A 25,422-nucleotide genomic window follows, 5' to 3' on the forward strand; every position below is an offset into this window, starting at 1 on the left:
TTGCACGGCGCGGCGCGGGAAGTCCTGCCGCCATGCATGAGGCCTCTCAACTCCTCGGCGGACAGTGGACGACCGGCACGTCCGGCCGGGTTCTGACCGTTGCCGATCCGCGCGACGACAGCCCGGTCACCCGTGTGCCGGTCGCCTCCGACGACGATGTGACCGCCGCCGTGGCGGCCGCCCGCAGTGCCGCCCCCGGCTGGGCCGGCACCCCCGCGTCCACCCGCGCCGCGGCCCTGCACGCCGCCGCGACCGCGATCGGCGAGGCCACCGGAGAACTCGCCGGGATCATGGCCGCCGAGATGGGCAGGACCATCGACGGTGCGGCCGAGTCGATCGGCGCCGGGGTCGCGACCCTGCGCCAGTACGCGGAACTCGGCCCCACCCATCGCGGGCGCACCCTGGCCGGCGACGACGACGCGATCGACCTGATGGCGTTCCGGCCGCGAGGTGTCGTCGCGGTGATCACCCCGTGGAACGATCCGGTCGCCGTGTCCTGCGGCCTCCTCGGGGCGGCGCTGGTCACCGGCAACACGGTGGTGTACAAGCCGAGCGAGCGCACCCCCGCCACCGGCTGGCGGCTGGCCCGGCTGATCGCGCCGCACCTGCCACCCGGGGTGCTCGGTGTGCTCCAGGGCGACGGGCCGGTCGGCGCCGCCCTGGCCGGCTCCGACGTGGACGTGGTCGCGCACGTCGGATCCACCGCCACCGGCCGTGCCATCGCGGCGGCCTGTGCCCGGACCGGGGCGAAGGCACTGCTGGAGAACGGCGGCAGCGACCCACTGATCGTCGACGCCGACGTCGATCCGGTGTGGGCGGCCGGGCAGGCGGCGCTCGGGGCGTTCGCCAACTCGGGCCAGATCTGCGTGGCCGTCGAACGGATCTACGTCCACGACTCGATCGCCGGCGCATTCGTCGAGGCGCTCGGCGCGGAGGCCGGCACCTGGATCGAGCGGATCGGGCCGCTCGTCGACCGGCGGCTGCGGGAGGCGGTGCACGGCCAGGTGGAGGCCGCCGTCCGGGACGGGGCGACCCTGGTCAGCGGCGGGTCGGTGCCGTCCGGGCCGGGCGCCTGGTATCCGCCGACCGTCCTGTCCGGGTGCACCGACGACATGGCGGTGATGCGGGAGGAGACGTTCGGGCCGGTCGCGCCGGTCGTCACGGTGCGGTCCTTCGAGGAGGCCCTCGACCGGGCCGCCGACTCCCCGTACGGCCTGGCCGCGACGGTCCTGACAGCGTCGATGAGTCACGCCCAGCGTGCCTGGCGCTCACTGCCCACCGGAACCGTCAAGGTCAACGCGGTGTTCGGCGGCGCTCCCGGAGGAGCGGCCCACCCACGGCGCGCGAGCGGCCAGGGTTTCGGCTACGGACCCGAACTCCTCGACGAGCTCACCACCACAGCGGTCCTCCACCTGGAGCCCCCGCCGTCCGGCTGGTGACCCTCGCCCGCACATCGCTCCCTTGAGAGAGCACTGCTCTTGACAGTGAGCGGCGTTCAGGTGTTCACTGGCCTCAGGAGAGAGCAGTGCTCTCGCAGAGCTGAGGAGCGACCGGTGCGATACCTGAAGCCGACCCGCGGATCGAATGTCTTCAACGACCTCGCCAAGTGGCTCACCGCCCACGGCATCAGCCTGATGGGCAGCCGGGTCATCGCGATCAGGGGCCGCAGATCCGGCGAGATCCGCACCACCGTGGTCAACCTGTTCACGCAGGACGGCGAGCGCTACCTGCTCTCCCCGCGCGGCCACACCCAGTGGGTCCGTAACCTGCGGGTCGCCGGCGAGGGCGAGCTGCGCCTGGGCCGCCGCACCGAGAGGTTCACCCCGGTCGAGGTGGCCGACGCCGACAAGCCCGAGCTGATCCGCCTCTACCTGCGCAAGTGGGCCTGGGAGACGGGCGCCTTCTTCGACGGCCTCAAGGCCGACTCCCCCGAGGCCGACATCGCCGCGGCCGCCCCCGGTTTCCCGGTCTTCCGCATCGTCACCCGCCCGTCTCCCACATCGACGCAGGGCACCCTGGGCACACGGTGAAAGTCTCACCTCACCCGCCGCAGCGGTGCACGGTCACCGGGTGAGGCGGCCGTGGAGTTCCTTGGCGTAGAAGTCGAGGAAGCCGTCCGGGTCGGGGCCGGTGTTCATGAGGGCGATGTGGTCGTAGCCGGCGTCCGCGTACTCGGCGAAGCGCACGGCGTACGGCTCGGGATCGGGTCCGGCGGTGAACAGCTCGCGGACGTCGTCCTCGGTGACGGTGGCCGACGCGGCCTCGAAGTTGACCGGGTTGGGGAGCTCGGCCATCACCTTCCAGCCGGTGACCGCCCACCGGGTGGTGCGGTGGGCCTCGGTGATCGCCTCCTGTTCGGTGGGCGCCCACGCGACCGGCATCTCGGCGTACCTCGGTCCCGTGCCGCCCTTCCCGGTGAATGCGGTGACCAGGTCGGCGCGCGGTTCGGTGGCGAACAGGCCACTGCCGTGGGTCGCCGCCAGTTCGGCGGCGGCCGTGCCCCCGGCGGCCACGGCGATCGGCGGCAGCGTGTCCGGCAGGTCGAAGACGCGGGCGTCCTCCAGGCTCAAGTGCTTTCCCTCGTACGACCGGTAGCCGCCCCGCCAGAGCAGGTTGATGATGTCCAGCGCCTCGCGCAGGCGTTCGTGCCGTTCCCGGACGCTGCCGAAACCCTGCCCGACGACGTGTTCGTTGAGCCGCTCCCCCGACCCGACACCGAGCGTGAACCGCCCGTCGGAGAGGATCGCGAGCGTCGCCGCCGCCTGGGCGATGATCGCCGGGTGGTAGCGCGTCGTCGGGCAGGTGACGCCGGTGGCCAGCCCGAGACGGGTGGTCCGGACGGCGATGGCGCTGAGCACGTTCCACGCGAACGGCGAGTGCCCCTGCACGTCGAGCCAGGGGTGGTAGTGGTCGCTGATCTCGACGAAGTCGAAGCCGGCCTCCTCGGCGCGGATCGCCTGCCGGACGAGCTCCTTCGGGCCGAACGCCTCGGCCGCGAGCTTGTACCCGATTCTCATTCCGTCTCCGTTCCCGGCGATGAGCGGCACAAACGTCGCCTGTTAGGGTCCGGGACGTGAGCGAGCACGGTGTGGGTCGGCGCAGTATCGGTGGGCGGACGTACGACTTCGACCGGCAGGTCGTGGTGATGGCGATCGTCAACCGCACACCCGACTCGTTCCACGACCGGGGCCGCACGTTCGCGCTGGAGAAGGCGACCGAGGCGGTGACGAGGGCGGCCGCCGAGGGGGCCGACTGGATCGACATCGGCGGGGTGCCGTTCGCGCCGGGGCCGGAGGTGTCGGCGGCCGAGGAACTCGACCGGGTGCTGCCGGTGGTCGAGGCGGCGCGCGGGCTGGCGGTCGTCTCGGTCGACACGTTCCGCCCGGAGGTCGCCGCCGAGGTGATCAAGGCGGGTGCCGGGGTCGTCAACGACACGTCGGGGCTGCGTGATCCGGCGATGGCCGAGGCCGTCGCGGGTACCGACGCGCAGCTGGTGATCTGTCACAGCCTGGCGGCGCCGCGCACCGAGTACCCGAGCCCGCGGTACGGCGACGTGACCGGCGAGGTGGGTGCGTTCCTGCGGGCCAAGGTGGAGCTCGCGCTGTCCCGCGGGGTGCGGCCGGACCAGATCATCATCGACCCGGGCCACGACCTGAACAAGAACACCTTCCACTCGCTGGAGCTGTGCCGGCGGCTCGACGAGATCGCCGCGATCGGCTATCCGATGCTGGCGGCCCTGAGCAACAAGGATTTCATCGGCGAGACGCTGGACCGGCCGCAGCAGGAGCGCCTGGCCGGGACGCTGGCCACAGTGGTCTTCTGCATCACGCGCGGGGCCCGGATCATGCGGGTGCACGACGTGCGGGCGGCCTCCGACGCGATCCGGATGACCGAGGCGATGCTGGGGTGGCGGGAGCCCGCCTACACCCGGCACAACATCTAGGCCGCCTAGCCGGGCAGGGTCTCCAGCAGGTCGGCCATCCACGGCTGGGTGGGCACGGCCTCGGGGCCGAGCACCCGCATCGCCCCGAGCACGGTGATCAGCATCCCGGCGGCGAAGAAGTCGCGCGCCTCCTCCGCCGAGGCCCCGGTCAGCTCGCGGACCAGGGTGAACTGGTCGCCGTAGCACTGGCGCACGGCGTCACCGAGGGCCGGGTCGGCGGCGGCGGCGAACCCGTGCAGCAGGACGACGAGCAGGTCACGCTCGGCGAGCAGCTGCTTGTACGCCTTACCGAGCCCGGCCAGGGTCGGATCCACCGCGGCCGCGTCGCGCCAGATCTGCTGCACCCGGTCGCCGGCGTGCCGCACGGTGGCGAGGAACAACTCCTGCTTCGACCCGAAGATGCGGATCACATAGGGCTGTGACACCCCCGCGAGCCGGGCCACCTGATCGGTCGTCGTGCCCGCATAACCGCCCTGCGCGAAGGCGGTGACGGCAGCCTCGACGAGCTGCGCGTGGCGTTCCTGGGCGGTGAGGCGGGTCCGGACCATGTTGACAGGTTATCAGTCGATGCTTACGGTCTTAGTTATCAGTCGATAACAACTACGGGAGCATCGTGACCACCCTCGCCGCGAAACCCACGAGAACGCGCCCGTTCGGGCTGGTGATCGCCGCCGTCGGCATCCCGGCCTTCATGGGCGCCCTGGACAACCTCGTCGTCAGTACCGCGCTACCGGTCATCCGCACCGAACTCGGGGCGTCGATCGCCGATCTGCAGTGGTTCGTCAACGCGTACACCCTGCCGTTTGCCGCCTTCCTGCTCACCGCGGCCGCGCTCGGGGACCGGATCGGCCGCCGCCGGATGTATCTGACCGGCATCGCCGTGTTCACCGCCGCGTCGGCGGCGGCCGCGATGGCCACCGAGCCGTGGCAGCTCACCGCGGCCCGCGCCGTGCAGGGCCTCGGCGGCGCCGCCATCGCACCACTGTCGCTGACGCTGCTGGCCGCGGCCGTCCCGGACCGGTTGCGCAACGCCGCGGTCGGCATCTGGGGTGGCATCACCGGCCTCGGTGTCGCACTCGGGCCGGTGATCGGCGGCGCGGTCGTCGACGGCCTCACGTGGAACTGGATCTTCTGGGTCAACGTCCCGATCGGCGTCGGCGCGCTGGTCCTGGCCGCGGTCGTGCTGGACGAGTCCCGCGGCGGGGCGCGCCGCCTCGACCCGCTGGGCCTGCTGCTGTCGTCGAGCGGAATGCTGCTGCTGATCTGGGGCATCGTCGACGGCCCGGACCGCGGCTGGGCCTCCGGCCGGGTGCCGGTCATGCTGGCCGCCGGCGTCGCGCTGATCGCCGCGTTCCTGGTCTGGCAGTCACGCAACCCGTCGCCGATGCTGCCGCTGAGCCTGTTCCGCTCGCGGTCGTTCAGCCTGGTCAACGTGGTGACGCTGACGTTCTCGGCGGGCGCGTTCGGGTCGGTGTTCCTTCTCGCCCAGTTCTTCCAGGTGGTGCAGGGGCTGACGCCGCTGGAGTCGGGACTGCGGACCCTGCCGTGGACCGCCGCGCCGATGGTGGTGGCGCCGCTGGCCGGCATCTTCGGGGCGCGGCTGGGGCTGCGCAACCTGGTGATCGCCGGTCAGGTGTTCCTCGCCGCGGGCATCCTCTGGATCGGGCTGGCCACCTCGACGGACGCCGGCTACACCGACTTCGTGGGCGCGTTCCTGCTGGCCGGCGTCGGTATGGGCCTGACCTTCGCGCCGATCAGCACGATCACCCTGGCCAGCGTCTCCGAGCAGCAGCGCGGGGTGGCCTCCGGTGCGAACAACACGATCCGCGAAGTCGGCGTGGCCTCCGGGGTCGCGGTGCTCTCGTCGATCTTCAGCACCCACGGCGGGTTCGCCAGTGGCCAGGACTTCGTGGACGGCCTGGTGCCGGCGGTGCTCGCCGGGGCGGCGGTGCTGGCGGCCGGCGCGGCGGTGGCGACCCGGCTGCCACGCAAGATTTGAAACAACCTGTTGCGTACGCGCAACATGGCTGCAACGATGACCTTCAATTCTGCGTCGCCCGGACAGCGTGTGACCTCACGGGTCACACCCCGCTCTCCCCGTGGACCGGACGGGCAGGAGGCGTGAAAGAGCAGCGTGTGCCGGCCCTCCGACCGGCACACGCCTCCCGCCCCGGCGGTCCGTCTGCCGTCCACAACGACCGCCGGGGCTCTTCACACTCGGCCGGACATGTTCACCCGATCTGCACCCACACGTCGTCGAGCGTGCCGTGGAACTGGTCGTTGTTCTGGCCGACGCCCTTGCCGCCGACGGTGAACGGTTCGTGCGACTCGACCGACAGCGTGACCGGCACGGCGGTCACCGCCTCCAGCCGGTCGTCGACCACGATGGCCAGCGTGGGGCCGGTGCGGCGGCACTCCAGGGAGTGCCACTTGCCGTCGGCCACGGAGGTACGGCTGCGCGCCACGTACACCGTGCTCCCGGTCTTGTCGCTCATCCCGCAGCTGGGCTTGCCGGACAGGCCGTCGACCTGGAGCTTGTACTGGCCGCCCTCCTTCGAGAACCCCTTCTGCAGGATGTTCTCGCCACGGCCGGTCTCCGCCGGGGAGAGGAGCACGCCCGCCCCGTACCGGATCGGCTTGTCCTTGGGGTTGAGATCGTCGGTGTCGCCGGTCTGCAGGATCAACCGGGGGCAGTCGCCACCGGCGCACTTGGACGGGAAGGCGAGAGCCTGGCCGTTGCCGTTCGGGACCATCCGCGGCGCCGCGCCGTGCCGGGTGACCGTGCGCAGCAGATGCCCGTGCCCGGACCCGTCGTCGAAGGTGCCGTCGGCGATCGTGGTGTCGAAGTTGTAGGCGGCGACCGGGTCGGCGGCGGCGGTGGCCGACTCGGCGCGCGGAGCGACCCCGCTGAACTCGACATACCGTTTCCGGCTCACGCCGCCGACCAGGGTGAAGTCACCGACCGCGCTGATCGACCCGAGCCGGCGGCTGGCGGCGAGCTGGCGGGTGCCGGCCACGCCGTTGGCCTGGGGCGCCCATTCGAGCAGGTTGCCCTCGCGGTCGACGGCGGCGAGCTTGCCGCGCACGACCGACCCGTCGGTGCAGATACCGCGGGCCCCGTTGTTGGTGGTGGTGCAGGCCTTGTCGAAGTGCCCGCCGACGTACACGGTGTCGTCGAGCACGGTGACCGCCTGGGCGTCGCCGTCGAACACCCGGGTCCAGCGGGTCCCGCCGTCACGGGTGTACGACACCGCCCGGCCGCCCTGGCCGCCGAGTGCCGCGTACACCCCGTCGCCGTGGGCGGCCAGCGCGAACACCTGCGACACCGGCTTCGGCAGGAACGTCCGGTCGAGCACGCCGGTGGCCGGGTCGACGGCGGCGAGCCGCAGCGTGGACCGTACGTCGTTGACCTTGTGGAAGCTTCCCCCGACGTAGACCCGCTCGGTGGTGACGGCGAGCGCGTTCACGGTGTCGTCGGTGGCCGGCGCCCAGGCGTCGAGGGCACCGGTCGCGGTGGTGAAGGCGGCGAGGTTGGTCCGCGGCTGACCGTCCACACCGGTGATCCGACCGCCCAGGTAGATGCGCCCGTGCCCGGCGGCGATGGCGTTCGGCTGCCCGAGCACGGTGTGCTGGAGCGACGTCACCTTGCCGTCGGCGGCTCCGATGCCGGCGATCGCGTCCCGGCTCTCCCCGTTGACCGTGTCGAAGTCGCCGGCCGCGTAGACGACGCCCTGGTCGACCGCCAGGGCCCGTACGTTCGCGTCGGCCACGGGTTTCCAGTCGCGCAGCTCGCCGGTCCGGGCGTCGAACGCGGCCAGCCGGGTCCGTGACTGCGCCTTCCCGCCGGCCGACGCGGTGGTGAAGTCGCCTCCGACGTAGACGGTGTCCTCGGCGTAGGCGACGGCGTAGACGGGACCGTTGAACGAGGGGGTGACGGACGGCTGGGAGGAGACGATCTCCGCGAAGGCCGTGCCACCGGCCGCGACGAGGACCGTCGCGACGCCGGTGATGATCGCACGGCGGAGTGCCCTTTTGCCTTTTTTGGGGATGTTTAACACGTAGGTAGCTAACTTCCGAGATCGGCAAAAGTCGCGGCGGGCACTATGCTCCGGCGTACGCCATCGAGGGAGGGGAATGCCGTGCCGCATCGTCGCCGCACCGCCTTGACCACCGTCGTGCTCGCGGTCTCGGCCGCGCTCGCGGCCGGCTGCGACGGAGTGGAGATCGAGATCCCGGCCGGTTCCCTGCCCGCCCCGGTGAGCATCGCCCCGATCCCGTCGGCGTCGGCCGGCCAGCCGGAGTATGTGTGCACCGCCGTCTACAAGGTGCTCACCGAGGGCGCGGTCCGCTTGGCGGAGCACACCGTCAACGACGACGCCGAGGGCCTGAAACGCACGTTCGCCGACATGGCCGCGCAGATCTCGGCCGCCGGCGACCGGAGTCTGGACGCCACCCAGCGCGCGGCCGCCGGGCAGATCGCCGACGCGCTCGCCGGTGCCTCCCAGCAGTCCGACCCGAAGGCGTTCCTGAACGGCGACTTCGCCACCATCGGCCAGAAACTCGACGGCACCTGCGCGTAGTGGGTGGTGGCGAATGTTGCGGATTCGCCACCACCGCTCCGCGTTACTTGATGTTGCACCGCATCCACGTGAAGTGGTAGATCGTTTCGATGCTGCCGTCGGTGGAGTCCATCGTCAGGTAACTGACGTCGGTCGACGTTCCCTTGGTGACCCGCAGCTCGGTGTTGATGTTGAGGTTGCGCTGCTCACCACAGGGGCGGAAGACCTGCGACGCGATCGGCACCGAGTCGGTGGCGATCCAGTTGTCGTCCAGCGGCGCGGCGATCGCGTGGTTGGCGTAACTGCCGACCGTCATGCCCTGGAAGTAGTAGTTCGCCCGCTGCTGGGCGACCGCACCTCGCTGGAGGTAGCCGTAACCGCGGTAGTCCACCTTGGCGATCGCGAAGGTGAAACCGGCCGGGGCGTGGACCAGCACGTTGAGCTGGCAGTTCTTACGGTTCTCGGTGACCGGTACGCTCGGGCCCGCCTGCGCCAGGTAGGCGCTGTAGATCGCGGTGAACGCCGAGTTGTCCGGCGAGATGGCCACGTCGGCGGTGCCGGGCGCGCAGCCCGAGCCGGCCATCGCGACCAGCTCGATGGACATCTCGCCGGTCGGCGGCGGGTCGACGATGACGATGATCGCGGACGCCGGCGTTCCGGCGAGCACCGTGGATGCCAGCAGCGCCAGCACCACCAGGCCGCGGGTTAACAACCTTTTCATTTTCACCCCTTCGGGGACGGGAACGGACGGGCTCAAGCTATTGATGCATGTCAATAGAAGTCAACAGCCGTACACCTCGCAGGGGGATTTCTTGATGCCCCCTGAAAAAGAGGAGTGCGAGGCATCAACCTGGCAAAAGCTCGCAAAGTAGAACACGCTTTAAGCGAAATAAAGCGATTTGCCCGGTGATCGATAGGGCCGCAATGCAAGTTGCACAGGTTGATGGAGATCAATAGATAATTCATGCTTGTAAATGCGCGAGGGTCGCCACTACGGTGGTCGCGGATGCGATGGCCGCCGTTCTGGAATCATTCCAGACTTCAATACTGTGGCACCCCACCCGTTCCCCGTCGTTCCTCGGAAGGAAATCCATGAGAAACAGCACTCGCGTGATGGCGGCTGCGCTGATCACGGCGCTGGCCATCCCGCTCGGCAGCGCGCCCGCCCAGGCCGCCCCCGCCATCACCGTCGAGGTGATCGCCAACAACGGCTCGGGATGCGCCCCCGGCACCGCCTCGGTCGTGAGCAACGGCGACAACACCGGGTTCCGGGTCAAGTACCGGGACTTCGTGGCCGAGGCCGGCGGAGGCGCCGCCATCATCGACCGCCGCAAGAACTGCCAGCTCGGCGTCCTGGTCACCATCCCCGACGGCTGGACCATCGCGATCGCCTCCGCCAACTACCGCGGCAAGGCATACCTCCGCTCCGGCGCGACCGCCCTCCAGCGCACCAGCTACTACTGGCAGGGCGCCTCCACGACCGAGCGCAAGGACGTGACGTTCGCCGGCCCGCTCAACGGCCTGTGGACCACGTGGGACGTCGCGCCGGTCCTCACGTACGCCGAATGCGGGTCACAGAGCGTCCTCAACATCAACACCGAGCTGCGCATCGACGCCGGCTCGTCGACCGGCACCAGCACGATGTCGATGAACACCACCGAAGGCGACGTCGACACACTCTTCAACTTCAGCCTGTCCTCCTGCTGACCCCCGGCCACGCCCACCCGGCTGGCGGGTAGGAGCCAGCCGGGTTCGCCACCAACGGGGGCGCCTGCACGTAGGCTCGGACACATGATCGATAGGCCGGTTCGCATCGGGCTGCAACTCCAGCCGCAACACATGGACTACGCCACCATCCGCCGTACCGCCTCCGAGGCCGAGGATCTCGGCCTCGACGTGCTGTTCAACTGGGATCACTTCTATCCGCTCAGCGGTGAGCCGGACGGTCTGCACTTCGAGTGCTGGACCATGCTGGCCGCCTGGGCCGAGTCCACGTCCCGCGTCGAGATCGGGGCACTCGTCGCCTGCAACAGTTACCGCAATCCCGACCTCCTCGCTGACATGGCCCGAACGGTCGACCACATCTCCGAGGGCCGCCTGATCCTTGGTATCGGCTCGGGTTGGTTCGAACGTGACTACACCGAGTACGGGTATGAGTTCGGCACGGCCGGAGGGCGTCTTGACGATCTGGCGACCGCGCTCCCTCGCATCGAGTCACGCTGGGAGAGGCTCAACCCGAAGCCGACCCGCGACATCCCCGTCCTGGTCGGCGGCGGCGGCGAGAAGAAGACCCTGCGCCTGACGGCGAAGCACGCAAACATCTGGCACAGCTTCTCCGACCCCGAGACCCTTGAGCGCAAACTTGGCATCCTTGGCCAGCACTGCGCCGACATCGGCCGCGATCCGTCCGAGATCGAGATCTCGGTGATGGGCAAGACCGAGGACCGCGACAAGATGTACGAGCTGGGCGCCCGCCTGTTCACCATCCACACCGGCGGGCCGACCCCCGACCTCACCGAACTCCGCGAGTTCCTCGCCTGGCGCGACAAAATCAACGCGTAGCCGCCTCCGGCAGGGATCGAAGAGTGAGGGCCAACCTCAGCCGGCGCTTCAGCCAAATGCTCGCGAGCGTCACGCAGCAGCGCTCGGGTCGAGCCAGCGGGCGCAGTCAACCCGCTGGCTCGCTGGGCATAGGCTGATCGAGTTCGCACTGTGGGCGGATGCCTAGTGGAGAAGACGTAGTAGAAACCGGCTGAGGAAGCCGGTGAAAACCTGCCGCGAAGGGCACTGACGACGATGGCACAAATGCTACGGGTGGCCGATGGCACTTTCACCCCGTTAGCACGCACCACCATGACAGCGGCCAGCATGAGCGAGACGGCTGACCTAGAACGCTGGATCATCGACTACCCGCAGTTGATCGACGACAGCCTGCTGGTGGTCACCAACCAGTTCGGTTCATGGTCGGCATCCAACGACTCTGCACGGGAACGTCCCGACATACTCGCCCTTTCCACCAGCGGCGAACTCGTCGTCATGGAACTCAAACGCGACGGTGATCGACGGGTCCACCTGCAGGCCATCACCTACGGAGCTCTCGTAGCCGGGTTCACCAAGGAGACCCTCGCGCAGGCCCACGCTGACTGGCTGGCCCGGGAACGTGGCGAACACATCAGCGCTGACGAGGCATTGGACCGACTCACCGGGCACCTCGACTCTCAGTGGAACGAGGAGCTCTTCACCCTTCCGAGGCTACTGCTGGTCGCCGAACACTTTCCGGCCCAAGTGCTGACCACGGTTCAGTGGCTGGCGACAGCAGCTCCCGCCATCACCATCGAATGCCACGAGTACCAGTTGTTCCGCGACCCGAGCGGGCTGTGTGTGAGCTTCCAACGGCTGTTTCCCGTCGACACTCTGGAAGACCGACGCCTGCGACCTGCTGTGACCGCAGCGACCAACGAAACCCGTGAGCAGGCCGCCACCAACCGACGGCGGGCACGGTCAGCCAAGATCATCGTTGAGCATGGGCTGATTCCGGCGGGCGCACCTTTGACTCTTGAACTAGGCGGTTTGTGCCGCCCAGAAGTGAAGGCTCAGGTAGACGCCTGGCTTGCCGAAGACGCTAACCGCGGCCGAATCACCTGGGCGAACGATCCCCTACGCCCGCTAGTCTGGGCGGCCGAACCCGGGAAGAAGTGGACGCCCTCGGCTCTGCGCAACACCATCTTCGCCCTTGCGGGTGCACCCGAGCCGAACTTCTCTGCTGGCGACGCCTGGTGCTACAACGAGCGAACCTTATGGTCGGTCGCTTCCGATGCTGACGAAGCGTAAGCGGCAGCGGCGGTTTCCCGGGTACCTCGCTCACCGTCACCACATAATTCAGCACCTACCCTGACGACCAGCGCACGGCCGGCCGACGGGTCCTGACTTCCCACCCTTCGTCGCCTACGGTTGTCCACAGGCGACGAACGGAGCGGCGTGGGCGGTCAGGATGCTATACGCGGATTCGAGTATCAGTTCCTCCGCACGCTGGAGTTCGCCTTCGCGGCGATGACTGACCCGTCGTCGCCAGCCACCGGCATCTATGTCGAAAGCCCACCGGCCGCAGAGCCCGGAGAAGACAGCGAAGCCGTCGACTTCGCTGTCTATCGCGATGCGGAATGCCTCATCCGGGCGCAAGTGAAAACCTCCTCCGCCACCCAGCTCACTGCCTCGACCGCCATGTCCATTCTGCTGCGCCTGATCACCGGCCCGGCCGACTCCTATCTGCTACTGGCGACCCGGCCCGCCACCGGCGAGTTCGGGCGCCTGCGCACAGTCATGAAAGACGAGAAGCTCGCGGAGCAACAGTTCAAGGAAGCTCTGACAGACCTGGCACGCAGGTCCAAGCCGGTGACAGACGCTCTGGCCGGGCTGAGCGACGACGGTTGGACCAGGCTCCGGCGCTGCCGCGTCGTGACCGACGACCGTGTGGTCCCCGACATCCGGCATCAGATGCGCGAGCGCGTCCGGAGCCTACGACGTCAATACAGCACCGGCCCGCAAGGCTGGGACGCTGCGGGCCTCCTACTCGGGCATCTCCTCTGGGATGTGCTCTCTACCGCGGCATCTTCGGACGATCCGCTTATCCCCCTGGACGCGATCCGTGGCGGGCTCGCTATGGATAACGCGGCGCTCGCGGCAGCCGTGGCCGGTCGGCCGTGGGCGGTCAACGTCGGGAATCCGCCGCGGCTGACCGATGTCGCGCGTCCCGATCTGATCGATCAGATCGCCGACGTACTCGCGATACCCAATGCCACGCCGCAGGTGCCGGTGTGTGTGCTGCATGGTCTGTCTGGAATCGGGAAGACCAGCCTGGCGATGGCATGGGCGATCGACCGCAGCGACGACTACACCGTGGTCTTCTGGATCGACGCCTCGACTGCCGAGTCAATCGACGCCTCATTCCGGGGCGTGGACCGGTGGCTCACCTCCAACGTCGATCCCGCACCGGTCGAGGAACAACTCTTCGACCGGATCCACGCGGGTCTCACCCGTATAACCACGCCCTGGCTGCTCGTCTTCGACAACGTTCCCGAAGCGCGCCAAATCAAGCGATGGCTACCGAGAACCGGCCTCGGCCACGCGGTCGTCACGACGACGGATCCATCGTCCTGGCACGGCGCTTTCCTGTCCACGATCGCCGTGCCGGCCATGACCGAAAGCCAGGCGGTCACCCTGTTGGAACGCCGCCTAGAGGCGACCGTCGACCCAGCCACAGCGGAACCGCGACTACGCAGCTTCGCCGACCACCTGCTCCGATGGCCGCTAGCGCTCGAACTGGCTTCCGCCTATCTCGTCGACACCCGCGAGGGAATTGCCGGGGTCGCCGGCTACGAACGCCTCATCCAGCGGGCGCTCGACGACGAGGACTCGATACCGCCCGACTACCCCAGAACACTGGTTGGTGCGGTGCTACTGGCCCTGCGACGGATGGAGCAGCGCGGCCACGCAAGCAGCGCGGCCGACATCGCGCGCAAAGCACTCCGCTTCGCTGCCTTCCTGCAGCCAAGACAAATCCCCTTCCATCTGCTGATGGCCTGCGTGATGATCGAGCCCGGCGAGGATCTCCGCGAGGAACTGAACCCTCTCGCCGCCTACGATGGTGACGATCCGCCACCAGGCGAGATCCTGAGGGAAATGCTGAGGGGCTCGCTAGTCGCCGTCGACCTCCCGATCTTCGGTGGTGCCAGCCCGCAGGAGACGGTGCGATCACTCGACTACTCGATCACCTCGAACGAGATCGTGCAGGAGGTTATCCGCCGGGACATCGCACGGGAACAGCTCGTCGAACCGGTCGTCACACACGCGGGCTACTTCGCGCAACGGTGGTTGCAGCAACTGATCGACTGGAAGCGGCACGACCTCGCCATGGCGTTCGCCGGGCACTGCGTGTACCTCGCGAGAGCGGCGCTGCGGCACGGGATCAGTAACTATGCGACAGCGCTATTGTGGGGCAACACCTCATCGATACTGGGTTTCACGGAGAACTGGCAGCAGGCGGAAATCTACCTGCGAGCGGAACTCGACTATCTGCGGACCACATCTGACCGACCCTCATCAACCATGGTGGTCGGCACCTACGCGCAACTCGCCGTCACCCTCATCCGGCGGGCGGATCGAGTGGCGGACGTCGTCGACGAGGTCTGCGACCTGCTGGACGAAGTCGTCGCCTGGCATGTGCGGGAAGCCCGGTCCGACCACGCTGGTGTTGAAGGCGCGACATTCAACGCCTATCAGGTGGCGTATCAGCTAGGCCATGATCTGCCGGGCCATCAGCGAGTCAATGAGCTCGCCACGCGGCTGCTCGCTCTGGTGAAGGATGATGACTCGGTGGACGCCGACACATCAGTGGCCATGGTCGTTCATGAGTTGGGCGAGCGACTACGTACCGAAAATGACTACGAGCAGCTCGCAAACGAGATCGATCTCCGGCTGGAAGATCGCCAGTATGCATTTCACCGTGCCACGATGCTCCGATTCCTGACCGAAGCCCAGTTGCATCTGAAGCGGTATGACGAGGCGGTGACGTCGGTTCGCCGCCTTCGCCGATACGTCGAGGCGGACGCCTTGTCCTATCTCGATGTGGAGACGCTGCTGACCAACGTTGCCTACCTCTGTCTTAGCTTCCTCGCCAGAGCCGCGGACGGCGCTGTCGAGGTGCTCACCGAGACGGCCGCCCTGACCCAGGAATACCAAGCCAGGGGTAATCAGCTCCGACCGGGTGATCAAGCTCAACTCGAGGTGGTGCGGGCGTATCTCGCAATGCACGGCGCCGACTTCGCGGCGATGCTCGACAGCCTGAACCGCGTCGATCGCGGCGCCCTCGAGTCCGCCGACGTGGCCCGACGCAGAGGCGTGCCGGACGTCTACTGGCTCCTGATTCGATGGGCCGAGACCTTGCCGAATAACGTAGCTCGGATGATGGACAGGACTCATGAGTAGAGGGCGTAAGCAACCATCCCGTCGCCCGGAAGGTAAACGGGCTGCCTCACCGGATGTCTCGGCGTATCCGCCGCTTCCCTCGTCAGTCTTGGAGAACTGGTCCGCACCGGATCTTCCGCCCGGCCGCCGTCCGCTCTACATGATCGTCATGGCTCATCGGCGACTGATGGCCGGAAAACCGTTCCGGTCACCTTTGGTGGCCTGCTATGAGGTGGCGCGGGCGATGGCTCTACTGGGATACCAGGCCGACCTACTGAGCATCGACGTGAGCCTCGCCAACTTGGAACGGCATGGCCGGACCATCCTGGAGGCGGAACAGCATGTGGTGCTGAATGCGCGCTCGTTCGGTCGCATCGTCGACCCGGCTCTGTTCCTTCGGCCTGATGTCAGACGGGCAGTGAAACCTACGACGTCCACCGCACCGATGGTCTTCCAGCAGCCGCCGATACTCCTCGACGGAGCCCGGAACGCCATCGGTCGATATCCGCACGCGATGGTGTATGACTTTCCGACGAGTCGGCCGCTCACGACTCCGGCTGACGACGTCGACGACCTCCTGCGCGCGGAACGAAACGCTCTACTTACCGCCAGCCATGCGCTCTCGCTCATAGTGACGGCGTGGCACGCCACGCCGGGTAAGATCAAACTCAATCCGCTACTCCAGGAACATGTGAGCCGCGCCTGAAAATGGATCTCGGCTGGGTATCAGATCGGGAAGTGGCCTGATCGGTCCGGTGCATTCGTTCGTTGCGTGGTCACCAGCCTCCTACCGGCGAAACGGCCATCTGGCCTTTATCCCGCTCACCACCATTCGGCCCGCGCATGTGCGGCAGGCCCCACGTCTACTTCAACTACTTCAACGCCATTCCCCGCGATAGGCTCTGAGTCGAGCCCCCAGCCGTCGAGGGCTTGTCGTGTGACTGGATGCGGTAGCAGAAAAAACTGGGATCGTTTCTATCCGCTCAGCGGTGAGCCGGACGGTCTGCACTTCGAGTGCTGGACCATGCTGGCCGCCTGGGCCGAGTCGACCTCCCGGGTGGAGATCGGCGCCCTGGTCGCCTGCAACAGCTACCGCAACCCCGAACTCCTCGCCGACATGGCCCGCACCGTCGACCACATCTCCGCCGGCCGACTCATCCTCGGCATCGGCTCGGGCTGGTTCGAACGCGACTACACCGAGTACGGCTACGAGTTCGGCACCGCCGGCAGCCGCCTCGACGACCTCGCCGAGGCGCTCCCCCGCATCGAATCCCGCTGGTCCCGTTTGAATCCGAGGCCGACCCGCGACATCCCCGTCCTCATCGGCGGCGGAGGCGAGAAGAAGACGCTGCGCCTCACCGCGAAGCACGCCGACATCTGGCACAGCTTCTCCGACACCGAGACCCTCGAACGCAAACTCGGCATCCTCGGCCAGCACTGCGCCGACATCGGCCGCGACCCCGGCGAGATCGAGATCTCCGTGATGGGCAAGACCGAGGACCGCGACAAGATGTACGAACTGGGCGCCCGCCTCTTCACCATCCACACCGGCGGCCCGACCCCCGACCTCACCGACCTCCGCGAGTTCCTCGCCTGGCGCGACAAGCTCAACGCGTGACGCCTACGGCGAAGACCAGGACGCTCTGAGGATCTACCCCTGGCGAGCCGCCATCCCTGATCGGGTGGCGGCTCGTCGATGATCGACTCGTTCCTCGCTGCCGCCCCGGATGGTCCGACGACGACCTCGAGGAAGACTTCTGTCGCCGCTATGGCACGGCGATGGCCCACTATGAAACCGGCCCCATGGAAGACACGGTCAACCCCGACGGCTTCGTCCGGCAGTGCGAAATCCTGAAACTCTCACGGCCGGGGGTTGGATTGCCGGTTTCCGGCGTTCAGCCCGGGGCAGGAATCAGAGACGGCCGAGATCGATTTCGACGGCGAAGGGCGCGGTCAGCTTCACAATCCCCGTGAAGACATCGCCATCACGGTGACGTCCGGCTGCCGGGTCGAGGATGTAGGTGTAGACGAGAGGCACACCGGTCGCAGCCTGCTCGACACGCCAATAGAACGGGATGCCGGCTCGTGCGTACTGATCGACCTTGACGATCCGGTCAGTCGTCTCCGAGCCGGGAGAGACCACATCGACCACGAGAAGCACATGCTCGGGCCGGGTCGGAGTGATGTCGAGCGCCTCCGCCCGATAGACCGTCACATCTGGATCATGACAATCGCCGCCAGCGGGTTGTGACGCGCGGCTCGGCAGGCATGCTGGGGTGATGACTTCGTTCGTCGTCACCGGGGGCGCCGGGGGTGTGGGCCGGGGCATCGCGGATCGCCTCGCCGCGGACGGGACCGTCGTGGTCGTCGACGTGGCGGACCGGTTGGAGCGGGCGCACGAGCGGATCGTGCTGGTCACCGGAGACGCCGCGGATCCGGAGGTCGCGCTGCGGGCGGCGGCCGTCGCCGAGGCCGCCGGACCTCTCGCCGGGTGGGTCAACAACGCCGCGATCTTCGACGACGCGGATCTCGCGGGTGATCCTCCCGCACGGATCCTGGAACTCGTCACGGCCAACCTGGCGCTCGCCGTCACTGGATGCCACACCGCGGTGAACCACTTCCGGCGGCACCGGCGGGCCGGGGCGATCGTCAACGTCTCCTCGCATCAGGCGCAACGGCCGGTCCGGGGCGCTCTGCCGTACGCCACCGCCAAAGCCGCGATCGAAGGGCTGACCAGGGCGATCGCAGTCGACCACGGGCCGGGAGGGATTCGCGCGAACGCTGTCGCCCTCGGTTCCATCACGACGGCCCGGTCCGAGGCGTACCGGGCCGCGCATCCCGACGTGGCCGCGCAGATGGCCGCGCTGCATCCGCTCGGCCGCCCGGGAACCGTGAACGAGGTGGCCGGCGTGGTGGCGTTCCTTCTGTCCGGGGCCGCTGGGTTCGTCAACGGCGCGATCCTGCCGGTCGACGGTGGCCGCGCCGTCAACGGTCCCGACCCGGAGGCCCGGTCCATCCCCGACGTCGGGTGGTAGTCCCAGCACCACCATCAAGTGTCATGCGGACGGGATGTCGCCGGGCCCGGCGCAGGACGAGGATCGGGGCATGCGAATCTTCCGGGAAGCGCCCGCCACGGTGCGGGTGGCCTATGTGAGCTGGCTCGCCGCCGTGGGGCTGGTTCCGCATCAGCAGCGGCGATACGGCGGCTTCTACGGGCCGGCGACCAGCCGGCGCACCGCGGGCCACAGGCCGGCGAGCGGGGTGATGTCACCGGCGAGCCTGCTCATCAGGACGGCTCCCTCGATCTGGGCGACCACGGTCCGGGCGACGTCCCGGGTCCCCTCGCCGAGGGCCGATTCGATGAGTGCGGCCTGCTCCTCGAAGATCGCGCCGAGCCGCCGCCGGATACCCGGCTCCTGGTCACCGCCGTCTCCCCGGCCGCCCAACTCCTGACTGCCCAGCTCCTGACTGCCCAGCTCCTGACTGCTGAGCTCTACGGCGAGGTTGCCGAGCAGACACCCGTCGACCCGCCCGGTCTCCTCCCATGCCTGTCTCTGCCCGTCGACGAGCCAGCCGACAAGCCGCTCCAGACGTTTGACGCCGGCGAGTGGCACTCCCCGATCGGATCCGGACTCGGCCCCGGCGGCGAGGGCGGTCTGCCAGCCGATGCGTTGTCGCTGCCAGTGGGCGTTGACGACCTCGGCGGTGAGCGCCTGCTTGGAGGGGAAGAAATGGTAGAAGCTGCCTTTGCGGACGTCGGCGCGGGCGCAGATCTCGGCGACTCCGATGGCGGCGTAGCCACGGGTGTGCATGAGTTCACAGGCGCTGCTCAGCAGCCGGTCACGGGCGGTACTGGAGCGTCCCACCCCTGAAGACTAGCGAAATAGTTGACCGGTCGTCTAGCGTTCAGTAGCAACCACCGATCCGAGGAGGCATCCGATGAGTGACCGCCTGACCAGCCTGCTCGGCATCGAGCACCCGATCGTGCAGGGGCCCTTCGGTGGTGGCATGTCCGCGGTGGCGCTGGCTGCCGCGGTCAGCGCAGCCGGTGGTCTCGGCTCGTTCGGGGCGAACCACCTCACGCCCGACGGCATCACCGCGCTGGTCGGCGAGCTGCGGTCCGCCGTGCCGGTGGGCCGGCCGTTCAACGTCAACCTGTGGGTGCCGCACCCCGGCGAGCAGGAGCTGCGGCCGTCCGCCGCCGACATCGACCGGCTGCGGCCACTCTACGAGCGCCTCGATCTGCCGGTTCCCGAGGGATATTCGCCGCCGCCGCTCTTCGACGACCAGATCGACGCGCTGCTGGCCGCCGAGCCGCCGGTGATCAGTTTCGTGATGGGCGTGCCCTCACCCCGGGTGATCGGCGAGGCCCGCCGCCGCGGGATCGTCACGCTCGGCACCGCCACGACGGTCGACGAGGCGATCGCCCTGGAAGCGGGTGGTGTCGACGTGGTGATCGCGTCCGGCAGCGACGCCGGTGGGCATCGGGGCGCGTTCCTCCGGCCGGTCGCCGAGTCCCTGGTGGGCACGTTCTCCCTGATCCCGCAGGTGGCCGACGCGGTGCGGGTTCCGATGCTGGCGGCCGGCGGCATCGCTGACCGGCGGGGCGTGACAGCGGCGCTGGCCCTGGGCGCCGACGGCGTGCAGATCGGCACCGGTTTCCTGGCCACCGCCGAGTCCGCCGCGAGCCCCGTCCACCGGGCGGCACTGGCCGGGCCCGAGGCCCGGACGACCGTCCTGACCAGGCTCTTCTCCGGCCGTCACGCCCGCGCGATCGTCAACCCGCTGATCCGTGACATGGCCGCCTTCGAGGACGCCGTCCCCGCCTACCCGGTCCAGAACACGTTGATGCGCCCCGTGCGAGCCGCCGGCGCCGCCCGCGACGACGCCGCCTACGTCAACCTGTGGGCCGGTCAGGCCGCTCCGTTGTCCCGCCCACTTGCGGCCGCCGACTACCTGAAGTCCCTGCTCTGACCACGGCCGACCCGGAGGATCCGGCTGGTCGTAGTCGCTGTCGCAGGTGCTCGCAGGCAGCGGTGACAGACAGCCGGTGATCTGCCGCGAACCTCCTCGAGCTCGGCGAGAGCACGGTCAGGCTCGGCGAGAGCACGGTCAGGCTCGGCGAGAGCACGGTCAGAGCACGGTCAGGCTCGGCGGGAGCACGGTCAGGCTCGGCGAGAGCACGGCGAGAGCTCAGTCAGGGCTCGGTGAGAGCTCGGTCAGGGACGGCGGGCCAACAGCGAGAAGGCGTTGGGGAGGCGGCCGTTCCAGGCGGCGGCCTCGACCCCGCCCATCCGCCAGAAGGGAGCGGGATGTTCGGCCAGGTGCAGCAGCCGCAATCCGGCACCGATGACGCTGGTGACGATGGAGGCCAGGGTTCGCTGCCACTGGACGGCGCCGTTCGCCGGGAAGGAGTCGTTGACGTGGCTGGGAGCGAAGTAGCTGCGGTCGGGGCGGATGCGGGGCTCGTCGGAGTCCCAGGACCACAGCGGGGCGGCCGGGTGCTCCTCGTAGAGGAAAAGGTGACCTGACGGGCGCAGCAACCGGACGATGTCGGCGGCCCAAGTGTCCAGGTCCGGCATCCAGATCAGGGCGCCTTTGCCGGTGTAGACGAGATCGGCGCAACCGTCCGCGAGCGGGGCCCCGGGCAGGGCGGCGACCACGTAACGGCAGTTCACGCCGAGTTCGTCGGCGCGGCGCTGGGCGGCACCGGCCGCCACCGAGCTGTAGTCGACGCCGATCACGGAACGGGCGCCCGCGGACAGCAGGGCGATGTCGTCGGCACCGTGGCCGCTCTGCCAGTGGACCACGTCCGGCCCGGTTGCCAGGACGGGGCGGAGCAGGTCACGTTCCAGCGCGGTGAGGGAGGTGCCGGCGGCTGCCCTGGCAAGCAGTTCCGGATATTCACGGACGCGCTTGGTCGAGGCCGCCTCCCACGCGTTCCGGTTGGCCCTGGTCGTCGCATCCATTCTCGAACCATCTATGACAGTCACTGGACTGTCCACCGGATTCGTCCGCACACGGCGGCTGGCACCGAACGCATCGACGATGACCGAAGGCTTCAGCGCGGCGGGTGACGCCGAACGGATCGGCGGATGACGCTGATCGAATTCGGCGGTGACCGGCAAGCGGATCGACGGTGACCGAAGGCTTCAGCCCGGCGGTCGCGCTGCGGCCTCGCCCCGCGCCCGCGTCGCGGGGACAGCCACGGGACCCTGATGGCCGTACGACATCAAATGACGAGGGAGAGGAGCATCACGCAAGCGAATCCGACGACCGAGATGATCGTCTCCATGATCGACCAGGTCTTGATCGTCTGGCCGACCGTCATGCCGAAGTATTCCTTGACCATCCAGAAACCGGCGTCGTTGACGTGGGAGAAGAACAGCGAGCCGGCGCCGATCGCCAGTGCCAGCAACGAGACCTCGGGGCGGTCGAGGGTGGTGGCGAGCGGGGCCACGATGCCGGCCGCGGTGATCGTGGCGACGGTGGCGGAGCCGGTGGCGACGCGGATGCCGACGGCCACCAGGAAGCCGAGGACCAGGGCGTTGATGTTGGCGTCGCGGGCCGCGTCGGCGATGACGTTGCCGACCCCGGCGTCGACGAGTACCTGTTTGAAGCCGCCGCCGGCCGCGACGATCAGCAGGATGCCGGCGATCGGCGGGAGTGCGCCGCCGAGGACCGCGTTGGTCTCGCGGCGGTCGAAGCCGGCGCGTTTGCCGAGTGCCCACATGGCGACGAAGACGCCGGCGAGCAGGGCCACGACCGGTTCGCCGACGACTTCGAGGATGTCGCGGACGCGGTCGCCTTCGGGGAGGAGGAGTTCAGCGGCGCCGCGGGCCAGCATCAGCACGACCGGCAGGAGGACGGTGAGGACGGCGGCCCAGAAACCGGGATTGCGGCGCGGGCCGAGCTGCTCATCGACCGATTTACCCGGATTGACCGGGTCGGCGATGTCGTCACGATCGACGAAATCGCGGCCGCCGGCCGGAACGCCGCCAGCGGAAGAGCCGGTGGACGAGGCGGTGGACGAGGCGGTGGAAGAGACGGTGGACGAGCCGGCGGAAGGGGCGGCAGAAGAGGCTGTGGAAGAGCCGGCGGAAGGGGCGGTGGAAGGGGCGGCAGAAGAGGCTGTGGAAGAGCCGGTGGAAGAGCCGGTGGAAGGGGCTGCAAAAGAGGTGATGGAAGAGCCGGCAGGAGCGCTGGCGGAGGAAAGGGCCGGCAGCGGCACCCGCGCGGCGATGAAGTTGCCGAAGATCGGGCCGGCGATGATCACCGTCGGGATCGCGCAGATCAGGCCGAGCATCAGCGTCAGGCCGAGGTCGGCCTGAAGGCTGTCGATAGCGACGAGCGGCCCCGGATGCGGCGGCACCAGACCGTGCAGCACCGACAGTCCGGCGAGCGCCGGGATGCCGAGGCGGAGCAGTCCCACATCGGTACGCCGTGCGACAAGCAACACGATCGGCACCAGCAGCACGACACCGACCTCGAAGAACAACGGCAACCCGATGAGCGCCGCCACCCCGGCCATGGCCCAGGGCAGGGCGGCCCCGGAGACCCCGTTGACGATGCGGTTCACGATGCCGTCGGCGCCCCCGGATTCGGCGAGGAGCGCGCCGACCATCGACCCGAGCGCGATGAGCACGCCGACGCCACCGGCCGTGGTGCCGAGCCCTTTGGTGAACGAGTCGACGGTGTCGGCCGGTGCGGCGCCCGCGGCGAGGCCGAGGACGCCGGCACCGGTGATCAACGCGAGGAACGGATGCCACTTGGCCCACGCGATGAGCAGGACGACCGCCGCGATGCCGAGCACCGCCGCGAGCACGAGCTGGGCGGTGCCGGCATCGGTGATGGTCTCCGTCATGCGGCGCGTTTACCCCGCGGAAACAGTCCTCAATCCCGGGGTGAGCGGGCTGACCGGCCCCGATTGCACGGTGAACGGCGATTCGGGGAAGACGGCCGGGCAGTGGCTGCCCTTGGCCGGCAGTCTCCGGTCGACGAGGTAGGTGTCGATCGCGGCCTGGGCGCAGCCGCTGAGCCAGTAGGTGCCGTGCCCGACGCCGTCGTAGGTGAGGAACGTGGCGCTCGGCAGCTGCCGGGCGAGGCTGGTGCCCCACTGGTACGGGGTGGCGACGTCGTACTTGCTGTTGGACAGCAGGATCGGCGGCAGCTTCGGTGAGGCCTTCAGCCGGTGCGGCGGGTTGGTGACCGGGTAGGGCCACTCCTGACACGCCGTCAGGTCGGTCCACGCGATCGGGCTGAGCTTGGTGTGCGGGGCGAGACGGTTCTGTTCCTTCTCGAGTTTCCGCAGCTCACGGTAGGAGCTGAGGTCGAAGTTGAAGTCGGAGCACATGACCGGCAGGTAGCCGTTGGGCACCGGCTCGCCACGATGCCGGGCCTCGCCGGTTCCACCCCCGGTGCTGAAGTAGATCAGGTCCTCGGCGAGGTAGAACCAGCCCGCCGGGTCGTACATGTAGCTGAAGACGATGTAGCTCAGGAAGGTCGCGTCGATCGTGATGCCGTCGACGACGAGCTCACCGGCTTCGGCCCGCGTGTAGAGGTCGTCGAAGTAGGCGACCACGTCCTGGCCGTGCAGCGCGCACGCCTCGGTCCGCTCGCACCAGGCCGTGAACTGGAGGAACGAGCCCTCCATGGCGAGGGTCTCCCATTTCTGGTAGTCCCTGATGTTCTGCGAGTGGTCCATGTTCGAGTCGAGCGTCATGGCCCGGATCCGGTCGGGGAACAGCTCGGCGTACTGCTGGCCGATCATGGTCCCGTAGGACACCCCGTAGTAGCTGATCTTCCGTTCGCCGATCGCGGCCCGGATGGCGTCCATGTCGCGGGCGACGCTCGCCGTGTCGACGTAGCGCACCAGCGGCCCGGACAGTTCCCGGCAGGTGCGGACGAGGGCGGTGTTGGCCTCGCCGAGCGCGGTGAACTCCGCCTCGCTGCGCGGGAAGAGCAGCGCCGACTGGGCGAGAACGGCGTCGCTGTCGCAGTTGATCACGTGGCTGCGGGCCTGGCCGCGCGGGTCGAACCCGATGATGTCGAACCGGTCGGTGATCGCCGGCGAGAACGCGTCGGCGGCCCCGTAGGCGAAGTTCACCCCGGAGCCGCCGGGCCCGCCCGGGTTGATCAGCAAGGGGCCGATCCGCCGGGCGGGGTCGGTGGCGGGCCGCTTGGCCAGGGCGAGCGTGATCGACGGTCCGTGCGGTTTCCGCCAGTCGATCGGCACCCGCAACTCACCGCAGACGATCCCTTCGGGCGCCTCGTCCTCCGGGGCACACGGCCCCCAGGCGATCGAGTCGACGGCCTTCGACGCTGGTTGCGCGGCCTGGGCCACTCCCGGCAGAGCCGGTCCGAGCAGGGACAACATCAGCAGGGGTACGGCTAAACGCGCGCTTGTCCGGAGCATGGGCTACCTCTCGGCGCTCGACAGCAAAGATGAGCCCATTCAAGACCGCCGATGCAAGTGTCCTCAGCGTGTGGACAGTTGCGCCTTGACCGCGCGGGTCACGTCGTCGCCCAGGATCTCGGCGTCACCGCGGGCGACCGCGTCGAGGGCGAGTGCCGCGACCACTGCCGGGTCGGTCTTCTGCTCGGCCGGGACGGCGGCGGCCATGTCGGTGTCCATGTAGGCGACGTGCAGCCCGGTGACGGTGATGCCGCGCGGGGCGAGCAGTTCCCGGCTGGCATTGGTGAGTGCCCAGGCCGCCGCCTTCGCCGCGGAGTAGGAGCCGTACCCGCCCGGGTGCAGCCACGACAGCACCGACAGCACGTTGAGCACCGCTCCCCCGCCGTTGCCCTCGATGACCGGCGCGAACGCCCTGGTCACCAGCAGGGTGCCGAAGTAGTTGGTCTCCATGTCGAGCCGGATGCCGTCCAGATCGGCGTCGAGCACCGGCCCGCCGACGGAGACACCGGCGTTGTTGATCAGCAGGGTGGCGTCGGCGGCTG

Annotated in this window: 23 protein-coding genes; 13 read left to right on the forward strand and 10 right to left on the reverse strand. The window is 68.8% G+C overall.

The genetic code is table 11. From position 1 onward, the window contains the following. The first annotated feature begins 32 nt into the window (after positions 1–32). Positions 33–1,439, forward strand: coding sequence for an aldehyde dehydrogenase family protein (locus tag ACFO0C_RS38445; RefSeq protein ID WP_378071720.1), 1,407 nt, complete (start codon positions 33–35; stop codon positions 1,437–1,439). Between the two features lie 114 nt (positions 1,440–1,553). Further along, a complete protein-coding gene (locus ACFO0C_RS38450) occupies positions 1,554–2,030 on the forward strand; it encodes a nitroreductase family deazaflavin-dependent oxidoreductase (protein ID WP_378071721.1) in 477 nt (158 codons plus the stop codon). 33 nt (positions 2,031–2,063) lie between these two features. On the opposite strand, the gene ACFO0C_RS38455 is transcribed toward ACFO0C_RS38450, so the two are convergent. Next, entirely contained in the window at positions 2,064–3,017 is a 954-nt protein-coding gene (locus ACFO0C_RS38455) for a TIGR03557 family F420-dependent LLM class oxidoreductase (protein ID WP_378071722.1), read from the reverse strand. Positions 3,018–3,145: 128 nt separating this feature from the next. Here ACFO0C_RS38455 and folP point away from each other — a divergent pair, with 128 nt between their 5' ends. Beyond that, on the forward strand, positions 3,146–3,943 hold the full coding sequence (gene folP / locus ACFO0C_RS38460; RefSeq protein ID WP_378071978.1) for a dihydropteroate synthase: 798 nt from the start codon (positions 3,146–3,148) through the stop codon (positions 3,941–3,943). A gap of 5 nt (positions 3,944–3,948) precedes the next feature. On the opposite strand, the gene ACFO0C_RS38465 is transcribed toward folP, so the two are convergent. Continuing rightward, positions 3,949–4,491, reverse strand: coding sequence for a TetR/AcrR family transcriptional regulator (locus ACFO0C_RS38465; RefSeq protein WP_378071723.1), 543 nt, complete (start codon positions 4,489–4,491; stop codon positions 3,949–3,951). Between the two features lie 65 nt (positions 4,492–4,556). Here ACFO0C_RS38465 and ACFO0C_RS38470 point away from each other — a divergent pair, with 65 nt between their 5' ends. Continuing rightward, positions 4,557–5,942 carry an MFS transporter gene (locus tag ACFO0C_RS38470; RefSeq protein ID WP_378071724.1) on the forward strand — a complete coding sequence of 462 codons (1,386 nt, stop codon included), beginning with the start codon at positions 4,557–4,559 and terminating at the stop codon, positions 5,940–5,942. A gap of 232 nt (positions 5,943–6,174) precedes the next feature. On the opposite strand, the gene ACFO0C_RS38475 is transcribed toward ACFO0C_RS38470, so the two are convergent. Further along, positions 6,175–8,001, reverse strand: a complete 1,827-nt coding sequence (locus tag ACFO0C_RS38475) for a LamG domain-containing protein (RefSeq protein WP_378071725.1) — start codon at positions 7,999–8,001, stop codon at positions 6,175–6,177. An 81-nt stretch (positions 8,002–8,082) separates the two neighbouring features. Between ACFO0C_RS38475 and ACFO0C_RS38480 the strand changes: the two genes are divergently transcribed. Beyond that, positions 8,083–8,523, forward strand: a complete 441-nt coding sequence (locus ACFO0C_RS38480) for a hypothetical protein (RefSeq protein WP_378071726.1) — start codon at positions 8,083–8,085, stop codon at positions 8,521–8,523. Between the two features lie 43 nt (positions 8,524–8,566). On the opposite strand, the gene ACFO0C_RS38485 is transcribed toward ACFO0C_RS38480, so the two are convergent. Next, positions 8,567–9,223: a DUF4360 domain-containing protein gene (locus ACFO0C_RS38485; protein WP_378071727.1), complete on the reverse strand. Its 657-nt coding sequence runs from the start codon at positions 9,221–9,223 to the stop codon at positions 8,567–8,569. 371 nt (positions 9,224–9,594) lie between these two features. Here ACFO0C_RS38485 and ACFO0C_RS38490 point away from each other — a divergent pair, with 371 nt between their 5' ends. The 6 genes from ACFO0C_RS38490 to ACFO0C_RS38515 all read left to right on the forward strand — a co-directional run bounded on the left by ACFO0C_RS38490 (position 9,595) and on the right by ACFO0C_RS38515 (position 17,083). Then, positions 9,595–10,209: a DUF4360 domain-containing protein gene (locus tag ACFO0C_RS38490; RefSeq protein ID WP_378071728.1), complete on the forward strand. Its 615-nt coding sequence runs from the start codon at positions 9,595–9,597 to the stop codon at positions 10,207–10,209. Between the two features lie 84 nt (positions 10,210–10,293). Then, positions 10,294–11,064 (forward strand): LLM class F420-dependent oxidoreductase, encoded by a 771-nt coding sequence (locus ACFO0C_RS38495; RefSeq protein ID WP_378071729.1) that lies wholly within the window; start codon positions 10,294–10,296, stop codon positions 11,062–11,064. Positions 11,065–11,370: 306 nt separating this feature from the next. After that, positions 11,371–12,333 carry a hypothetical protein gene (locus ACFO0C_RS38500; RefSeq protein ID WP_378071730.1) on the forward strand — a complete coding sequence of 321 codons (963 nt, stop codon included), beginning with the start codon at positions 11,371–11,373 and terminating at the stop codon, positions 12,331–12,333. Between the two features lie 147 nt (positions 12,334–12,480). Then, complete coding sequence (locus ACFO0C_RS38505) at positions 12,481–15,486, forward strand: hypothetical protein (protein ID WP_378071731.1); 3,006 nt, start codon at positions 12,481–12,483, stop codon at positions 15,484–15,486. A gap of 88 nt (positions 15,487–15,574) precedes the next feature. Next, the gene (locus ACFO0C_RS38510; protein ID WP_378071732.1) at positions 15,575–16,171 is read left to right on the forward strand and encodes a hypothetical protein; all 597 of its coding nucleotides are present in this window, start codon (positions 15,575–15,577) and stop codon (positions 16,169–16,171) included. Between the two features lie 231 nt (positions 16,172–16,402). Then, positions 16,403–17,083 carry an LLM class F420-dependent oxidoreductase gene (locus ACFO0C_RS38515; protein ID WP_378071733.1) on the forward strand — a complete coding sequence of 227 codons (681 nt, stop codon included), beginning with the start codon at positions 16,403–16,405 and terminating at the stop codon, positions 17,081–17,083. A 294-nt stretch (positions 17,084–17,377) separates the two neighbouring features. On the opposite strand, the gene ACFO0C_RS38520 is transcribed toward ACFO0C_RS38515, so the two are convergent. Further along, positions 17,378–17,794, reverse strand: a complete 417-nt coding sequence (locus ACFO0C_RS38520; protein WP_378071734.1) for a Uma2 family endonuclease — start codon at positions 17,792–17,794, stop codon at positions 17,378–17,380. Here ACFO0C_RS38520 and ACFO0C_RS38525 point away from each other — a divergent pair. Beyond that, positions 17,745–18,500 carry an SDR family NAD(P)-dependent oxidoreductase gene (locus ACFO0C_RS38525; protein WP_378071735.1) on the forward strand — a complete coding sequence of 252 codons (756 nt, stop codon included), beginning with the start codon at positions 17,745–17,747 and terminating at the stop codon, positions 18,498–18,500. The genes ACFO0C_RS38520 and ACFO0C_RS38525 overlap by 50 nt on opposite strands. 174 nt (positions 18,501–18,674) lie before the next feature. Here ACFO0C_RS38525 and ACFO0C_RS38530 read toward each other — a convergent pair whose 3' ends face one another. Further along, a complete protein-coding gene (locus ACFO0C_RS38530; protein WP_378071736.1) occupies positions 18,675–19,331 on the reverse strand; it encodes a TetR/AcrR family transcriptional regulator in 657 nt (218 codons plus the stop codon). Between the two features lie 73 nt (positions 19,332–19,404). Between ACFO0C_RS38530 and ACFO0C_RS38535 the strand changes: the two genes are divergently transcribed. Continuing rightward, positions 19,405–20,439, forward strand: coding sequence for an NAD(P)H-dependent flavin oxidoreductase (locus ACFO0C_RS38535; RefSeq protein ID WP_378071737.1), 1,035 nt, complete (start codon positions 19,405–19,407; stop codon positions 20,437–20,439). A gap of 245 nt (positions 20,440–20,684) precedes the next feature. Here ACFO0C_RS38535 and ACFO0C_RS38540 read toward each other — a convergent pair whose 3' ends face one another. The 4 genes from ACFO0C_RS38540 to ACFO0C_RS38555 form a co-directional block, all read right to left on the reverse strand. Further along, positions 20,685–21,434, reverse strand: a complete 750-nt coding sequence (locus ACFO0C_RS38540; protein ID WP_378071738.1) for a class I SAM-dependent methyltransferase — start codon at positions 21,432–21,434, stop codon at positions 20,685–20,687. Positions 21,435–21,697: 263 nt separating this feature from the next. Continuing rightward, on the reverse strand, positions 21,698–23,329 hold the full coding sequence (locus tag ACFO0C_RS38545; protein ID WP_378071739.1) for a GntP family permease: 1,632 nt from the start codon (positions 23,327–23,329) through the stop codon (positions 21,698–21,700). Between the two features lie 9 nt (positions 23,330–23,338). Continuing rightward, positions 23,339–24,880, reverse strand: a complete 1,542-nt coding sequence (locus ACFO0C_RS38550; protein ID WP_378071740.1) for an alpha/beta hydrolase — start codon at positions 24,878–24,880, stop codon at positions 23,339–23,341. Between the two features lie 63 nt (positions 24,881–24,943). After that, positions 24,944–25,422, reverse strand: a 479-nt coding sequence (locus tag ACFO0C_RS38555) for an SDR family NAD(P)-dependent oxidoreductase (RefSeq protein ID WP_378071741.1), incomplete at its 5' end; no start/stop codon positions are given.

The sequence above is a fragment of the Actinoplanes subglobosus genome, assembly GCF_042650585.1.
GTDB classification, from domain to species: domain Bacteria; phylum Actinomycetota; class Actinomycetes; order Mycobacteriales; family Micromonosporaceae; genus Actinoplanes; species Actinoplanes subglobosus.

Excerpts from the sequence above, each read along its gene's own strand:
- ACFO0C_RS38535 (WP_378071737.1), top strand. The coding sequence starts at position 19,405 with ATGAGTGACCGCCTGACCAGCCTGCTCGGCATCGAGCACCCGATCGTG.
- ACFO0C_RS38550 (WP_378071740.1), bottom strand. The coding sequence starts at position 24,880 with ATGCTCCGGACAAGCGCGCGTTTAGCCGTACCCCTGCTGATGTTGTCC.
- ACFO0C_RS38540 (WP_378071738.1), bottom strand. The coding sequence starts at position 21,434 with ATGGATGCGACGACCAGGGCCAACCGGAACGCGTGGGAGGCGGCCTCG.
- ACFO0C_RS38495 (WP_378071729.1), top strand. The coding sequence starts at position 10,294 with ATGATCGATAGGCCGGTTCGCATCGGGCTGCAACTCCAGCCGCAACAC.
- folP (WP_378071978.1), top strand. The coding sequence starts at position 3,146 with ATGGCGATCGTCAACCGCACACCCGACTCGTTCCACGACCGGGGCCGC.
- ACFO0C_RS38490 (WP_378071728.1), top strand. The coding sequence starts at position 9,595 with ATGAGAAACAGCACTCGCGTGATGGCGGCTGCGCTGATCACGGCGCTG.
- ACFO0C_RS38445 (WP_378071720.1), top strand. The coding sequence starts at position 33 with ATGCATGAGGCCTCTCAACTCCTCGGCGGACAGTGGACGACCGGCACG.
- ACFO0C_RS38500 (WP_378071730.1), top strand. The coding sequence starts at position 11,371 with ATGAGCGAGACGGCTGACCTAGAACGCTGGATCATCGACTACCCGCAG.
- ACFO0C_RS38485 (WP_378071727.1), bottom strand. The coding sequence starts at position 9,223 with ATGAAAAGGTTGTTAACCCGCGGCCTGGTGGTGCTGGCGCTGCTGGCA.
- ACFO0C_RS38455 (WP_378071722.1), bottom strand. The coding sequence starts at position 3,017 with ATGAGAATCGGGTACAAGCTCGCGGCCGAGGCGTTCGGCCCGAAGGAG.
- ACFO0C_RS38525 (WP_378071735.1), top strand. The coding sequence starts at position 17,745 with ATGACTTCGTTCGTCGTCACCGGGGGCGCCGGGGGTGTGGGCCGGGGC.
- ACFO0C_RS38465 (WP_378071723.1), bottom strand. The coding sequence starts at position 4,491 with ATGGTCCGGACCCGCCTCACCGCCCAGGAACGCCACGCGCAGCTCGTC.
- ACFO0C_RS38545 (WP_378071739.1), bottom strand. The coding sequence starts at position 23,329 with ATGACGGAGACCATCACCGATGCCGGCACCGCCCAGCTCGTGCTCGCG.
- ACFO0C_RS38520 (WP_378071734.1), bottom strand. The coding sequence starts at position 17,794 with ATGCCCCGGCCCACACCCCCGGCGCCCCCGGTGACGACGAACGAAGTC.